The 14478-nt window shown below is 69.0% G+C and carries 14 protein-coding genes and 3 pseudogenes; 11 read left to right on the forward strand and 6 right to left on the reverse strand.

Going from position 1 to position 14478, the window contains the following annotated elements; genetic code table 11:
• Positions 1–275: 275 nt before the first annotated feature.
• Positions 276–403 (reverse strand): annotated as a pseudogene (locus tag J7E87_RS20920) (XRE family transcriptional regulator); the annotation flags it as partial.
• A gap of 599 nt (positions 404–1002) precedes the next feature.
• On the opposite strand from J7E87_RS20920, the gene J7E87_RS20925 reads away from it, so the two are divergent.
• The 4 genes from J7E87_RS20925 to J7E87_RS20940 all read left to right on the forward strand — a co-directional run bounded on the left by J7E87_RS20925 (position 1003) and on the right by J7E87_RS20940 (position 3030).
• Positions 1003–1206 (forward strand): cold-shock protein, encoded by a 204-nt coding sequence (locus tag J7E87_RS20925; RefSeq protein WP_037908938.1) that lies wholly within the window; start codon positions 1003–1005, stop codon positions 1204–1206.
• 212 nt (positions 1207–1418) lie between these two features.
• A complete protein-coding gene (locus J7E87_RS20930; RefSeq protein ID WP_215095995.1) occupies positions 1419–1979 on the forward strand; it encodes a hemerythrin domain-containing protein in 561 nt (186 codons plus the stop codon).
• A gap of 70 nt (positions 1980–2049) precedes the next feature.
• On the forward strand, positions 2050–2466 hold the full coding sequence (locus tag J7E87_RS20935; RefSeq protein ID WP_215095996.1) for a CBS domain-containing protein: 417 nt from the start codon (positions 2050–2052) through the stop codon (positions 2464–2466).
• 201 nt (positions 2467–2667) lie between these two features.
• Positions 2668–3030, forward strand: a complete 363-nt coding sequence (locus J7E87_RS20940) for an ANTAR domain-containing protein (RefSeq protein WP_308312992.1) — start codon at positions 2668–2670, stop codon at positions 3028–3030.
• 78 nt (positions 3031–3108) lie between these two features.
• Here J7E87_RS20940 and J7E87_RS20945 read toward each other — a convergent pair whose 3' ends face one another.
• Positions 3109–3459, reverse strand: coding sequence for an STAS domain-containing protein (locus J7E87_RS20945; protein WP_215095997.1), 351 nt, complete (start codon positions 3457–3459; stop codon positions 3109–3111).
• A gap of 16 nt (positions 3460–3475) precedes the next feature.
• Positions 3476–3661: a helix-turn-helix domain-containing protein gene (locus J7E87_RS36525; RefSeq protein ID WP_374195200.1), complete on the reverse strand. Its 186-nt coding sequence runs from the start codon at positions 3659–3661 to the stop codon at positions 3476–3478.
• Between the two features lie 680 nt (positions 3662–4341).
• Between J7E87_RS36525 and J7E87_RS20955 the strand changes: the two genes are divergently transcribed.
• Complete coding sequence (locus J7E87_RS20955; RefSeq protein WP_215095998.1) at positions 4342–5319, forward strand: L-threonylcarbamoyladenylate synthase; 978 nt, start codon at positions 4342–4344, stop codon at positions 5317–5319.
• A 103-nt stretch (positions 5320–5422) separates the two neighbouring features.
• On the opposite strand, the gene J7E87_RS20960 is transcribed toward J7E87_RS20955, so the two are convergent.
• Positions 5423–6064: a carbonic anhydrase gene (locus J7E87_RS20960; protein ID WP_215095999.1), complete on the reverse strand. Its 642-nt coding sequence runs from the start codon at positions 6062–6064 to the stop codon at positions 5423–5425.
• Positions 6065–7050: 986 nt separating this feature from the next.
• Positions 7051–9105: a S8 family serine peptidase gene (locus J7E87_RS20965; RefSeq protein ID WP_215096000.1), complete on the reverse strand. Its 2055-nt coding sequence runs from the start codon at positions 9103–9105 to the stop codon at positions 7051–7053.
• A 142-nt stretch (positions 9106–9247) separates the two neighbouring features.
• Between J7E87_RS20965 and J7E87_RS20970 the strand changes: the two genes are divergently transcribed.
• The 5 genes and pseudogenes from J7E87_RS20970 to J7E87_RS35195 all read left to right on the forward strand — a co-directional run.
• Positions 9248–9790, forward strand: a complete 543-nt coding sequence (locus tag J7E87_RS20970; protein ID WP_215096001.1) for a WxL domain-containing protein — start codon at positions 9248–9250, stop codon at positions 9788–9790.
• Positions 9791–9838: 48 nt separating this feature from the next.
• Positions 9839–10384: a hypothetical protein gene (locus J7E87_RS20975; RefSeq protein ID WP_215096002.1), complete on the forward strand. Its 546-nt coding sequence runs from the start codon at positions 9839–9841 to the stop codon at positions 10382–10384.
• A gap of 4 nt (positions 10385–10388) precedes the next feature.
• Positions 10389–11351, forward strand: a complete 963-nt coding sequence (locus J7E87_RS20980) for a peptidase (protein WP_215096003.1) — start codon at positions 10389–10391, stop codon at positions 11349–11351.
• A gap of 252 nt (positions 11352–11603) precedes the next feature.
• A pseudogene (locus J7E87_RS35190) lies at positions 11604–11711 on the forward strand (XRE family transcriptional regulator); the annotation flags it as partial.
• Positions 11712–11900: pseudogene (locus J7E87_RS35195) on the forward strand (IS256 family transposase); the annotation flags it as partial.
• Positions 11901–12011: 111 nt separating this feature from the next.
• Here J7E87_RS35195 and J7E87_RS20985 read toward each other — a convergent pair.
• On the reverse strand, positions 12012–12425 hold the full coding sequence (locus J7E87_RS20985) for a hypothetical protein (protein WP_215096004.1): 414 nt from the start codon (positions 12423–12425) through the stop codon (positions 12012–12014).
• Between J7E87_RS20985 and J7E87_RS35920 the strand changes: the two genes are divergently transcribed.
• On the forward strand, positions 12424–14457 hold the full coding sequence (locus J7E87_RS35920; RefSeq protein ID WP_215096005.1) for a hypothetical protein: 2034 nt from the start codon (positions 12424–12426) through the stop codon (positions 14455–14457). The two genes, J7E87_RS20985 and J7E87_RS35920, sit on opposite strands and share 2 nt — an antisense overlap.
• Positions 14458–14478 lie beyond the last annotated feature (21 nt).

A 14478-nucleotide genomic window follows, 5' to 3' on the forward strand; every position in this document is an offset into this window, starting at 1 on the left:
TCTCCCGTCAGGGAACCGGGTTCGTGGCCCTGGTGCGGGCGGATCTGCTTCGAGCAGTGCTACTCGTGCGTTTCGTTTCTGGCTGCCGCGCTGGGCATGGACGCGGGCCCCACGGGCCGTCGGCAAAGTTTCCCGGGCGCAGCCGATTCGGCTCTCACGCGGCGCTGCCGTCGCACGTGGAGAGGTGAGCCTCCGCCGGCCGACCCGAGCACCTGATACAAGGACCTCTTCCCCAGATCATCGAGTTCTCCTCTTCGGAAGGTTGCAGTAGTGGTTGTGTAGCCGAGCCGCGCGCGGGTGTCGATGACGATGCCGCCCGTGGTGGCCGCCGTCTTCTTCGCCTTCGCCCGGATCTGCGGCTGCCACCGCTCTTCACCTCGGCCTCCAGCCGGGCGGCGAGGTCTTTGGAGTTGGTGCCCACCGCCGGCACCGCGAGCGCATAGTCCTCGTCACGGTAGAGCGTTCTATGTGGCCGCGGTGCGGCTCGACGCCCAGCTTCACCGGCTCGCCATAGAACTCGATACGAATTTCGAGGTCAATCGTGCTGCCGCAGGCGCCCACAGCGGACGGTGCCCTGACATTCCGTACCCACCGACAGGCGCAGGGGACTGCGAGTATGACGGCGGTGAGCGCGACCAGTGAGTGGCGAGTTGAGTACGACGACGGCTCCGACGCCAGGCGGGAGTCGGAGCCGTCCACTCAGACGAGTCCCGCCGTGGGGGCGCCGGAACACGTGCACGTGTCGCCGAGCTCAACGCGCCCCCTGGTCGCCACGTCACGCCGCCGAACGGAGGACTTGGGCCTCTTCCCACCTGAGCGTTTCCGCTATGAGGGTGGAACTGTCCGTGTAGCGTCAGGGGCAGCTGTCATGGTTCCGAGGTACCGGTCGCCCGTGAGCGTACACACGGGCGATTTTGCTGTTCAAGTCCCTGAGGGCCAGGGCGATCACCTCCGGTTCCCGCACGGTGCGGGGGCCGACTTCGAGTCCCCTTGGAGGACGAAATGGCCAGCGGAACCGTCAAGTGGTTCAACGCGGAAAAGGGCTTCGGCTTCATCGAGCAGGACGGCGGCGGCCCCGACGTCTTCGCCCACTACTCCAACATCGCAGCCCAAGGCTTCCGTGAGCTTCAGGAAGGCCAGAAGGTGAACTTCGACGTCACCCAGGGCCAGAAAGGCCCCCAGGCGGAGAACATCACACCCGCCTGAGCCGCATCCGCACAACGCCCGCCCGCCCGCCCGCGACGCTCGCCGGGCGGGCGTCGTGCGTCGGGCCCCGATCCACTGAAACCCGGACTGCTCGCAACCGCGGGGCGCACCGGGCCACCCGGTGTGCTGCGCGTGTTGAAGGGCTCCAGGGGTACGCGCTGTGGAACGGTGAGCTGACTTCGGCTCACGCCACAAGCGGAGGAACTCTCTTTATGGGACACGGCGGAAATGTGATCGTGGAGCTCAGCACCGACCACCGCGAGGTCGAGGCATTGTTCGCCAAGATCGAGACCCAGCCGGTCGGCGACAAGCGGCGCCGGGAACTGGCCGACGAGCTGACCACGGAACTGGTGCGGCATTCGGTGGCCGAGGAGCAGTATCTGTATCCGGCGGTGCGCGAGCACGTCGAGGGCGGGGATGAGATCGCGGACAAGGAGCTCGCCGATCACGCCGCGGTGGAACGGCTCCTCAAGGTCCTGGAAGGGCTCGATGCGGGCGATCCGCAGTTCGATCACCTGGTGGCCAAGCTGAAGCTCGACGTGAGCGCGCACGTGCGCGACGAGGAGGACCGGCTGTTCCCCCTCCTCGCTGCGGCCTGTACGCCCGACGCGCTGGACGAGCTGGGCGACAAGATCCGCACTGCGAAGAAGATCGCGCCCACCCGTCCCCATCCCTCCGCACCGGACACTCCGCCGGGCAACAAGCTGCTGGCCCCCGGCGCGGGCCTGGTGGACCGAGTCCGGGACCTGCTGAGCGGCCGCGGCAAGAGCTGACACGCCTCACCCAGAGCGTGATGCCTCCGGCCGCCGGCCGGATCAGGAGCAGAGACAAGGAGAGAAGACGATGACCACCGCACGAGAAATCATGACCGAGGGCGCCGAATGTATCGGCGCGGACGAGAGCGTTCTGGAAGCGGCGAAGAAAATGAAGCAGCTCGGTGTCGGCGCGCTGCCCATCTGCGGCACCGACAACAGGCTCAAGGGCATGCTCACCGACCGCGACATCGTGGTGAAGGTCCTCGGCGCCGGCAAGGACCCTTCCTCGGTCAAGGCCGGCGAGCTGGCGCAGGGCGAGGCAGTCACGATCGGCGCCGACGACGACGCAGAAGAGATCCTGCGCACGATGACCCAGCACAAGGTGCGCCGTCTGCCGGTCATCGACGGACACGACCTCGTCGGCATGGTCGCTCAGGCCGACGTCGCCCGCGCCCTGCCGGACCCGAAGGTCGGCGACCTCCTCCAGGCCCTGTCCACCGACTGACCCGGCACTCCATTGCAAGGCCCCGGTCTGCCTCCCCGCGACCGGGGCCCGTTTTGTCGCTTCCGCAAGCTGAGATTGTTCCGAGCGGTGCACAGGGCCTTGCGAATGCCATGGAGTTCGGCTGACGGGCCGGACAGCGCAGGCTGGGTGACCAGGCAGAACACTGGTTGCCGCGTAACCCGTGCGGGCATGGGTTGGAGCGTGAGCGGTTTGGAAGACGATGACGGGGCGGCGGGCCAGGCCGATCCGTCCGACGCGATGGCAGCGTTGGAGCAGGAGGTGGGCGAGCTGAAGCATGCCCTGGTCTCCCATGCGGTGATCGATCAGGCGATCGGCACACTCATCGCCCTGGGCCACATGGACGCGGGGCAGGGTTGGGCGGTGCTGCAGAAAGTTTCCCAGCACACCAACATCAAACTGTGGCACGTCGCCGAACTCGTCATCACCTGGGCGCAGACCGGCGACCTGGCAGCCGACATCCGGGCAGAGCTGCAGCAAGCCCTGTGCGAGCACGCGACGCCCCGAAACCCGGTGAATGCACCGCGCCGCGGCCCGGACAAGTGACGCGCAGCAGCGCCCGCACGGCCTGGGCGTTGAAGCCGGCGGCCACGCAGCTCGCCTGACCGCCTGAGCGCGCCACGCTCAGGCAGCCATCCGCACGGGCAGCACCTGCTCCACCCCCGTCACCTGGAACAACCGCTCGACAACCGGCGCAACTGGTCCGGACACGCCGAAGGACACCCCCGCCGCGCGGGCATGCTCGCAGGCATCGAGCAGCACATTCAGCCCCGAACAGTCGCAGAACGACACCTCGCGCAAGTCCACATCGACACGTTCAACGCCGCTGGCGACAGCGCCCTCCAGCTCATCACCCAGCCGAGGCGAGGTCAGGTAATCCACCTCGCCCGCGACCGGCACCGTCGTCCGGCCCTTCGCCGTCACCCTGCACACGCGCAACCGCCGGGCGGACCTCTCCTCCGAGAAGCTGTCCATAGAATGAGCCTCTCCACTACGGCAGCCGACAATCCAACCGAACACCGGGACCCTTGGAGACCAGGGCCTGCCGACCGCCCGAAGCCAACGCCCGCTGCCAGCGGTTCGCCGACATCCGGGTCACCCTGAACCGCCGGGCCACCTCCCGGTCACTGGCCCCGGCCTCGATCAGATCAGCGGCCGCCAAACCGGACCCGCTCACGCCGAACCCGCTCCTCAGCCGTCAGCCCTCCGCCGTCGGGATACCTCATTCCTCCGGCATAGCGCGGCCCACGACAGCCGTCACGACCCCACGTAACCCACACCCTTAAAGGTCTCTAGTCCGTGGAGAGTTACGTGCATGCCCTATTCCAGTGCGGTCTTCGCGGCCTTGGGGTTGCCTCGTAGCCCGGCGAGCGGGGTGCTGGCATGCTCCGTGCTGGCGCCCGCCGGTGGCAGCAAGGTGCAGAGCCTTCGCTGGGCCGTGGTCTGGTGGCGCGCCGGGGGTCGCGGCGCGATCAGCAGCAGGTGAAGCCCCTGGAACAAACGGCAGGTGTCTGCTGCGGCCGTCGTGGGCGTGCGGGCAGCAGACGGCACCCAGCAGCCTTTGCGCTGCCAGGCGTCGCGGCCTTCTTGACTGAGAGGGCAGCGATGACCAGGGCGGCGATCGGGAGGACGGAGCCGAGTTCGCGGCCCGCCTTGCGCTGGGCCGCAGACAGGAACGGCACGATCACGAGCGAGAGGGCAGTGAGCAGGATCCTGGGCAGGGCAGGGGGTCTGTACAGCGGTGGATCTTCGAGCAGGAAGTACCTCGTCCGGGCTCACGCGGTGCCGTCGGCCTTGGTCCGTCGTTATGCGCCGATGGGGGACCGTGGGGAGCGGAGCAGTGAGAGGATTGCGAGAGTGTCGGCAAGAACCAGTGACATCGAGAAGGCGGCCGGTGTGCTGCGCGCCGGGGGCCTGGTGGCCTTCCCGACCGAAACCGTCTACGGTCTGGGCGCCAACGCCGAGGATGCCGCCGCGGTCGCGCGCGTCTTCAAGGTCAAGGGGCGCCCGCCCTCTCACCCGCTGATCGTCCATATCGGCGGTGCGGAGCATCTGGGCGACTGGGTCGAAGACGTGCCCAAGGCCGCGCGCCTGTTGGCCGAACGGTTCTGGCCGGGGCCGCTGACGCTGGTCCTGCGGCGCGGTCGCCGGGTGCCCCTCGAAGCGACTGGTGGGCTGGAGACGGTGGCCGTGCGCGTGCCCGACCATCCCATCGCACTTGCGCTGTTGTCGGCCTTCGGTGGCGGTGTGGCGGCCCCGTCCGCCAACCGCTTCGGCTCGGTCAGCCCCACGACGGCGGACCACGTTCGTGCGGAGCTCGGTGATGCCGTCGACTTCGTGTTGGACGGCGGCCCCTGCGCGGTCGGTGTCGAGTCGACCATCGTCGACGCCACGGGCGATGCCCCGAGCGTCCTTCGGCCTGGAGGGGTGACGCGCGAGGACCTTGAAGCGGTGCTGGGGTGCCCGCTTGCGGTCCACTCGACGAGCCGGGTTCGGGTGCCGGGCCAGCATCCGTCGCACTACGCGCCGCGGGCGCGTGTCGTCCTCGTCGAGCCCGAGAAGGTCGTCGCCGAAGCGGAGCTCGCGCAGGAGCTAGGGCACCAGGTGGGCGTTTTCCTTCCCCCCGCCTTCGCCGGCGCCCCGGTGAAGGCGCACGCCGTGGTGGCGGTCCCCGGTTCGATGGCCGCCTACGCGCGCGGGCTGTACGGGTTCCTGCGCGAGCTCGATCAGCGGGGGTGCGACCTCATCGTCGTGTCCTTGCCGGTGGAGGAGGGGCTGGGAGTGGCGATCGCCAACCGGCTCCGCCGCGCCGCGGGGCCCCGGCTCTCCGAGTGACCAGCACCGACGCCGTTCGATGGTGCTGCTGGAGTGCCTACCGGATGCGCGCGCCGATCCCGATTGCCCATGCCGGACCTTCAGGAACGCTGAGCACCCGGCATCATGAAACCGCGTCTGCGGGTACCTCGAGGCCGCGGGTGGTGACCAGGCGGGCCGTTCCGTCGGTCAGCCGGTACGACAGTCCCACCACTGCGGCCTGTCCGGCTTCGACCGCCTGCGCCAGGACGCGGGAGCGGTCCAGCAGCAGGTCCACGGTGTGCCGTATGTGCTCGGCGATGAAATCGGCGTCCTCGGTGCGCCCGGCGGCGCGGGCGGCCAGCACGCTGGGGGTCACCCGCTCGATCACGTCCCGCACGTAGCCTCCCGCCGGCGTGCCGTCCTCGACGGCGGAGCGGGCGGCCGCGACCGCGCCGCACGCGTCGTGGCCGAGGACCACGACCAGCGGGGCGCCAAGCACGCTCACCCCGTACTCGATGCTGCCCAGCACCTCCGGTCCCGCGACGTGCCCGGCGGTGCGGACCACGAACAGGTCGCCCAGCCCGCGGTCGAAGATGATCTCGGCGGCCAGGCGGGAGTCGGAGCAGCCGAAGAGCACGGCGAAGGGGTTCTGGGCGGGGACGACCTCGGTGCGGCGAGCGGCGTCCTGGTTCGGGTGTTCCGGCGAACCGGTGACGAACCGCTGGTTGCCGTCCAGTAGCAGATGGAAGGCTTCACGGGGCGTGAGGGTCTGGGTGTCGGCCATGGGAAGCAGACTACGGCCAGGCCCCGGGCCCGGCGCTGCCAGGTCAGGCCGTGGCTGAGGCGTCGGCTGTGGTCACGAACCGAGTCGGCGGCACGCCCAGCCGCCGGGCGAGGGCGTCTTCGGCCCGACTCCTCAGCATGCGGCGGAGCTGGTCGCCCCCGTACGGCCAGCCCACACCGTGGACCGGCACGGCCCCAGGGCCACCACGATCGTGAACCCGCTGCTCACCGTCCGCCGTCACACCACACACAACGAAGCCGGGCATGAACACGTCGTACACCATACGAGGGAACGGGCATGCTCCGACCGTCACGGCGTTGGGCCGGCCTGGTCCGCTGCCCGTGGGCCGGGGACCTCTCCGGCCTTCAGGGCGGCGAAGTTCGCGTGTGTCTGTTTCGACGGCTTCGGGGTACGCCTCACGCTTGGCGCGCTCGGCGACGCCCGGTAGATGCTTGCCACAGACGGGGCTGAAGATCTTGTCGTGGGGGACGTTGTGCTTGCTGAGCGCGTCGAGCTGCGAGTCGGATTCCTGCCCCGGCGTCGAGCAGCGGGCGTCTGGCCGTCTCACCCGGAAAACGGACCGACGGTAGGTCCCAGTCGCCCATGCCGCGAAGGAGGACGCGTCCTGACACCTGCAATTCATCCGCTTCACTTTCGAAGGCGGCCCCGGGTGATCGGCCATGACGTCCCGGGGCCGCTGTCACCGGCCGTTTCGCCGGGTGAGGGATGCGGTTCCAGCCGCCGCGGGGGAGGGCGGATCAGGACCACCGACACATTGCACCGCGTGTCGTCTGGTCAACGACCGCGCCCGGCCAGGGACACGATGGTGTCAACACGGGCTGGTGCGGTCGTGCCGATCGGCACGACCGCACCGCTGAGCGAAGTGCACCCGGGGCTGCAGCCCGGAACCGCGTGCCCGCGCCTGGAGTAGGACCGGGGATTGACTCGGGAGATGCAGCGGGCCACGACTGACGCCACTGGTGCTATCAGCTGGTGACCTTTCCTGTGGCGACCAGGGCGAAGTCGGCGTCGGTCGCGGGGGTTTCCACGTGTCCGTCCGCGTTGACCTGGCTGGCGATGACCTGGATGGTCCAGGTGCCGGCGGCCGGGGTTTGGATGAACACGTTCTCGACAGTGTCGATGGTGTTTGCCGAGCCACCCGGCGTGGACCAGTTGCCTGCCGCGAGTCCGTTGTTTCCCCAGTACACGGTTCCGTCCGGGGCGGTGAGCTTCAGGGTCAGGTCGTTGACCCGTGCCTGGGCCGCCGACGGCGAGCCCATCGGGTCGGTGTAGGCCATGGTCGCCTTCAGCGGCTCGCTGCCGTCGGTGGTCAGTGTGTATGTCGCGGTCTGGCCCCCCGTGAGCACGTCGGTCTCGTTGACCAGGATCGGCAGCTGCCAGTTGTTGCCCTGTGCCTGCTGGTGAAGGTTGCCGGCGCTGGCCGTACCCCAGCCCTGCTTCATTCGGGCCAGGTCGTGGGACTCGCCCGTGAAGGCGTACTGGTCGGCCGAGTTGATCAGCAACGCCTTGGCGGTGGCGGCATGCGGCCGGGACGCGAAGACGTCGCGGTCCAGACCGGGGCCGCCATCGAAGACCCCGTCGGCCCACATCTGGAAGATGAGGCCCGAGTAGCCGCAGGTGATCGGGGTGGAGGCACTGGTGCCGCTGAACGTGCCGGTGTACGCGGCGTCGCCGCCGCTCGCGGTGGTGTAGACCGCGTCGTAGTAGTTCGACAGGTCTGGCTTGATCCTCCCGTCCGCGGCAGGGCCGATGCTCCCGCCGCCGTTCCACGCGTCATCGGTGCGGGAGAGGGTGTCGTAGTGGTAGATGCCACCGACGGACACCACGTTCTTCGCCCACGCCTGTGGCCGGGCAGAGCGGTTACCGGTGTTGCCCTGGGTCTGGCAGATCAGGATGTCGTGGTCGAAGACGATGTCGTCCATCGCCGCCGACGTCGAGTTGTAGCCGAACGTCAGCGCGCTGCCCCAACTGTTGGACTGGAACACCGCCCGGTAGGGGCCCGTCGGGTCGACGAGCTGCGCGGTGTGCGCCCACCGATCGGACACCAGGTTGTTGGCGAAGATGGGCTGTGCCTGAGGGAGCAGACCGCGGGCATTGGCGCTGACTCCGGAGGAGAAGATCTGCCCGTACGTCGAGGTGCCATGGCTCGTGCTGGTGGTGTTGGCGGTATGCATGATCGGCGGGAATGCCGCGAACTCCTGGTGCGTGGTGCGCAGCCCGGTGTCCATCACCTCACCGCGTACGCCTTGGCCGAGGTAGCCCAGCGCGGTCTCGACCGCGTCGGCGCCGCCCGCGACGCGGGCGTTGTTCATGTCCACTTCGCCTGCCGTCCAGACGTCGAGCGCGAGCACCGCGTCCAGGTGCGCCACGGCAAGCGCCTGCGCCGGCTCCAGGGTTGCCTCGATCAGTTGCCGGCTCGCCGATGCGACGTGCACGCTCCCACCGATCGCCCTGATCCGCTCGACCACCGCCCGTTGGTCGGCGGCGTTCCGTTCCACGAGCGTGATGAGGTATCGGCGGGTGCTCGACGGCACGGCCCCGCCTTCGACCTTGTCGCCGGCGTCGTACGGGCCGACCCATCGCACGAACGGCAGCGCAGCGACCCGCCCTCGGGTCGCGGCGTCCATTTGCACCACGTAGGTGGCGTCGGGAATGTAGGCGCCGATCCGGGCACCGAGGGCCGCCAACGCGGCGCGGTGGCTGTCGAGCGGCGTGGTCGCGAACTGGACCAGGTACGCGCGGCCGTCCTCCGACCGTAGGGGTCCCCGCGGCCGGGTGCGTTCCCCCTGCGGTGTGGTCGGATCGAAGGTGCGGGTGCGCAGCCGGATCTGCGTGGGCTCCGGGTGTGTCGGGCTCCATGTCGGACGGTCGTTTCGATTCAGGGAGTCGTGGGCGACGCTTGCGAGCCGGGTTGGTTCCGTGCGGCCGTGGTGCGCCGACATGGACAGGGCGGGGCTGGCGAAGGCGGCGAGGACCAGGGCGAGGACGGTGTACGTCGCTGCGCGTGCGGAGTTACGCATGGGGCTCCTGGACGAAGATCCGCCGGGGGGTGCGGATGGGCGAAACCGGTCGAGGAACGCTAACCGGTCGGAGCCAGACAGAAACCGACCGAATGGGTGATGATGGATCAAAAGCACCCGCAGCGGTGTCTATAGTCGCGGCGTGCACATGCTGTGGACGCTTATGGGCGCTGGGTCGGCGGTCATGGTGACGGTGTTGCCCGGCGTAGCAGCGCCGGTGGAGAGTCACGCTTCGGGACGCGTCGAGCAACCGTCGGGCACACTGTCGATCACCGTGCCGGCCGCGGTGAATCTCGGCTCTGCCTTCCCTGGTTCATCGATCAGCCGACAGATCGGTGAAGTCCGGGTGTCGGACAGGCGGGGCGGGCAGAACGCGGTCTGGACCGCGAAGGTGTCGGCGAGCGACTTCACGACGCCGGGCGGCGGCGCCGCCCGGCAGATCTCCAGGAACCAGCTCTCGTACTGGTCGGGCCAGGCCACCAGCACCATGGGCCCCGGCACCCGTGTACCGGGCCAGGCCACGAGCGCGCAGGCGCAGAGCCTGAGCGTCCCGCGTACCGCGTTCGCCAAGACGTCGGGCAACGGGAACAACACCACAGCCTGGCAGCCGACGCTGATCGTCGCGGTGCCGGCGACCGCCGTGGGCGGCACCTACACAGGTACAATCACCCACTCAGTCGCATGACACATGCTAAATACCAACATTTCGTCAGATCCGGAATATGTTGGTGCGGTGCGCAGAACAGTATTGCTTTCGTGTGTCATTGCCGTCGCCGTGGTCGGCGCGGCATCGCTGCCTGCGGTCGCCCAGCCGTCGGGGGACACGACCGTGACGTTCACCGTGGCAACGGCGAACCTCAAGATCGAGGTGCCCGCCTCGCGTAACCTGGGGTCCGGGTTCCCGGGGCAGACGATCAGCGGTCAGCTCGGCACCGTGACGGTGATCGACGAGCGGGCCGCGGCGGACGCCACGTGGAAGGCGTCGGTGGTCTCGACGCAGTTCGACACCGGAACGGACTCGCCTACCGAGGTCGTCCCGCCGAACCTGGTGGACTACTGGTCCGGGCAGGCGACCGCCACCTCCGGCAACGGCACTTTCGTGCCCGGCCAGCCCACGCGTGCCGACCGGCAAAGCCTGGAGCGGCCACGCACCGCGTTCTCCAAGACCTCGGGCAGCGGAAACAACAGCGCGAGCTGGAACCCGACCCTGGAGATCACCATCCCGCAGGACGCCGTCGGAGGTCTCTACAGCGGGACGGTGACCCATTCGGTGGCATGAGCCCGTGGGTGGACTACTCCTGGCGGTATCACTGCTCATCGGATCACTCGCGCCGCCCGTCGCCGCGCAGGAGCCGCCGCGGTCCTCTGACGACCTGAGCGTCGGCATCCGGCTCGTCGACGCGCCGGTCAGCCGCCGCGAAGACAACCGTGCCCACCGCTACATCATCGATCACATCAAACCAGCCCAGCAGATTCGCAGGCGCATCGCAGTCACCAACTACTCGGACACCCGTCACCGCGTACAGCTCTACCCCGCGGCCGCCGCGGTCCACAAGGACGGCTTCACCTTCGCCCACGGTCGTACCGGCAACGAGCTCACCAGGTGGGTGACGCTCGCGCCCAGCGAACTCGTCCTGGCGCCCGACGAGACGGCGACAGTGTGGACCGAGATCACCGTGGCGAACGATGCGACCGGCGGCGAACACTACGGTGTCATCTGGGCGGAGATCAGTCCCCAGCACGACCTCTCGGAGCAGGTACGCAACGTGGCCCGCGCCGGGGTGCGCATCTATCTGTCCGTCGGGCCCGGCGGGGAACCGCGCTCCGACTTCCGCATCGAAGATCTGACCGGCACCCGCACCGCTAACGGCGTACCGGTGGTCACGGCCCGAGTGAAGAACACCGGCGGGCGGGCCCTCGACCTTACCGGCAAACTCACCCTGTCGGACGGGCCAGGCGGCGCGTTCGCAGGCCCGTTCAACGTCAAGGCAGGCACCATCGGCCCGGGCCACTCGACTGTCGCGACCACCGCACTCGACCGGGGGCTGCCGGGCGGTAAGTGGACCGCACGGGTGACCCTCGCCAGTGGACTCGTCACACGCGAGACTACCGGCCGCATCACCATCGGCACGCCACAGCGCGACGGGAACACCATGATGGCCATGCTCACGGTCAGCGGCCTCCTTTCGGTTGCCGCGACAACGCTGCTCGCCTACGCATACCGCCGCCGCAACCGCGTCCGCTGACCGGGCCACACCGCGACGCCCGAGCGCGGCCTCAGGGCATTCACCTCGGCACGCCGCATTCGCCTCGGCCCCCCTCCCGGAGGCAGACATGCGCCGCTTCATCGATGGCCAGGACTGGCTGACCATCTTCCAATTGCCCGCCTGTGCGGCGAGCTCAACCCGGTCGAAGGCGTGTGGTCGCTGCTGCGACGCAGCTACACCGCCAACATCCGCTCACGGACGCCGCTCACCTCGCATGCGCCAAGCAGGACCGCCACCAGCACCGGCGTGGTCACGGACACCCGCGCCTGGTTCGGCTACACCGCCGCTCCCAGCACCACCGATGACGCCCGGGTGCGTCACCTCACCCTGGCGCTCCCAGCCCGCATCCGCCGGGCGGTGCCGGCCCGCGGGAACTTCCCCTCCGAGGCCGCCGCGCTGAAGTGTGTCCTCCTCGCCGTCATGAGCCTCGAACCCAGCGGCAAGGGCCGCAAACGATGGACCAGCCGCTGGAAGCGAGCCTTGCAGGCGTTCGACATCGCCTTCGGCGGACGCCTCTCAGCAGCTCGCTTTACGCGCCTGTGGTGTCTTCTTCGCCGTGTCGGTGCGCTGAGACCCTGCCGGCGCTGGCCATCAGGCAGCCCGACGGCCAGCGATCACGAGTTGGCGGACAGGTCGCCGTCAGGGCACCTCGCGTTCTCCCGGGTGGTGCCATCGTGGTGTGCGCCTGGTGAGGAGGTCGATCACGGAGCGTACGAAGACGGCTTGGATGAAGATGTCGTAGGCGAGTTCGATGACCAGGGGGAAGGCGAGGGCCCGGGCGCGCCAGCCGCCGCTCCAGACGGTGACGGTCCGCTCCAGTACGAACACCAGGCCCACCGCGATCCAGAACGGCCGCAGGTGCCATCCGCCGATGACCGCAGGCAGTGCCATGAGGAGGAGATACAGCAACAGGGCGATAACTCCCACGGCGATGCCTGCCTGCTGGGCCCAGTAACGCCGTGTGATGGGGTTGAGTCCGTAGCGGCGCAGGTTCTCCAGTGCTCCGCGGGTCCAGCGCGTCCGCTGCCACCACAGGTCGCGCCAGGTCGGCATGATCTCGGTGGTCAGGCGGCAGTCCGGTGGTGAGATCAGGTCCGCCAGTGACGATCAGCGCCGCGCCCAGACGGCAGGAATTCAGGCCGAAGCCGACCAGCGCGGTCGAGGAGGCGATAGTCGCGGCCGTGATTGCGACGATCGCCTTTATCGGGGGGACCCTCTGGCTGACCCGGCGTGGCCCTTGCGGCTCTGGAGTAGCACGAAAGCCGCACGATGGTTGGATGAGCCCGCCCTTGGTCCTGGGTACGCTGATCGCACGGCGCGGGGCCGTCTACGGGAGGGAAGTGTCCCGATGGGCCTGCGCCAGTTGATCGTCGACGCCTGGTCCTGGCTGTCGTACAAGCCGGTGATGGCTGATGTCGGCCGACCTGGGAACCGGGTGTTTCCTGAGTTGGCGTCGTCGTGGCTTCCGCCGCATGAGTTGCGGCGGTTGGCCGCATACAAGGTGCTGGCGGCCTACGACAACAACCAGGCTGGTCAGCTGGCCGCGGCGAGCGGTGATGAAGCGGCGTTGGAGCGGCGCGAACTGGGCGACGCGGCGAACCTCGTGGACACTGCACTGGGCTACCTGCTCGGCTCCCAGCAGAAGATCGCCGTGGAGGACGCCGAGCACGCTGACGAGGGGGCCCCGAAGCCAGGCTCGACAGAGGCCGCGGCCGTGCAGCAGCGGCTGCGGAAGTGGGCCGAGAAGGAACTGCTGACGCTTCGGATTCAGCAGGCGGAGCGTGCCGCGGTGCTGCTGGGCGACAGCGTCTTCGTGCTGGCGTGGAATCCGCAGAAGCAGCGGCCGACGCTGCGTACGTACGATCCGGGGTTCTACTTCCCGCAGTGGGAGGACGAGGACGCCGACTTCCCGACGCGGGTGCATCTGGCGTGGGAGCTGCCGGAGGACGAGGACGCGGGGCTGAAGGCAAGGGTTCGGCGGGTGACGTATGAGCTGGGTCCGATATCCGAGGACGACGAGAGCGCGGTGCGGGTCTATCCGTGGGAGCCGGGGCGGTCGTCGAATGTGACGTGTTACCTGACTGATGCGGAATGGCTGCTGGAGGACTTGAAGCGCGGGGAGACGCTGGACCGGCTGCCGATGGATGAGGCGGCGTTTCGGGTAAGGCGGGACGGCACCGAGCTGGACCGGCTGGATCTGATGATCGACTTTGTGCCGGTCATCCACATCACGAACACGATCCCGGACGGCGGGGAGCACTGGGGCCGGTCGTCCATCGCCCGGGTTCTCCAGGGCTTGGATGAGCTGGCGGCGACCGACTCGGATAGCTCGGCCGCGTCCGCAACGACGGGCACGCCGATCATCGGGCTTGCGGGGGCGCGGTTGCCGGTGGACCGGTCGACGGGAAAGCCGCAGCAGCTGAAGGTGGAGGCCGGCGCGGTGTGGCAACTGGGCGACTCGGGGCGCATGGATGCGCTGGATACGTCGCCTCAGCTGGCGGAGCTGCGCTCTCGGGTGGAGCACCTGTTGGACCGGATCGCGTCGAATTCGCGAGTGACGGCGGCCGGGCTGGGGACGCTGGATGCCTCGGAGGTGCCGTCGGGCTACGCGTTGAAGCTGGCGTTGGGACCGCTGGATGCGCTGGTGGGAGCGATGCGGCTGGCCAGGGAGCACAAGTACCGGCTGTTGTTCAAGTTCATGCAGCGGCTGTACCAGGCCGGTCGCGCTGAGGGATGGACGGCTGGGGAGTCGTTCGCGGCGCGGCTGTCGTGGGCGCCGCACACGCCGACGGACCGTGCAGCGGTGCTGGAGGAGGTCGCCCAGGCTTACGGGGCCGGGGTGCTATCGCTGGAGACGGCGGTGGCGATGTTGATGGACGCGGGCTACCCGATCAAAGACGCCTCGCAGGAGGTGGCCCGTATCCGGGCGAAGGCCGAGCAGGAGGCTGCGGCGCGGATGGCGGAGGCTGCGGCGCGCCAGGGCAAGGACGACGAGGACCAAGAGGACGAGGACGGTGGTGCGTCACTGCGCGGCAGCGCGGAGAAGGAGGAGAAGGAGCGGGAGCCGGTGGCCGCTGGGCGCTGAGGACCGGAGCCGGTGGCAGTG

The organism is Streptomyces sp. ISL-1, assembly GCF_018614585.1.
In the GTDB taxonomy this organism is placed as follows: domain Bacteria; phylum Actinomycetota; class Actinomycetes; order Streptomycetales; family Streptomycetaceae; genus Streptomyces; species Streptomyces maoxianensis.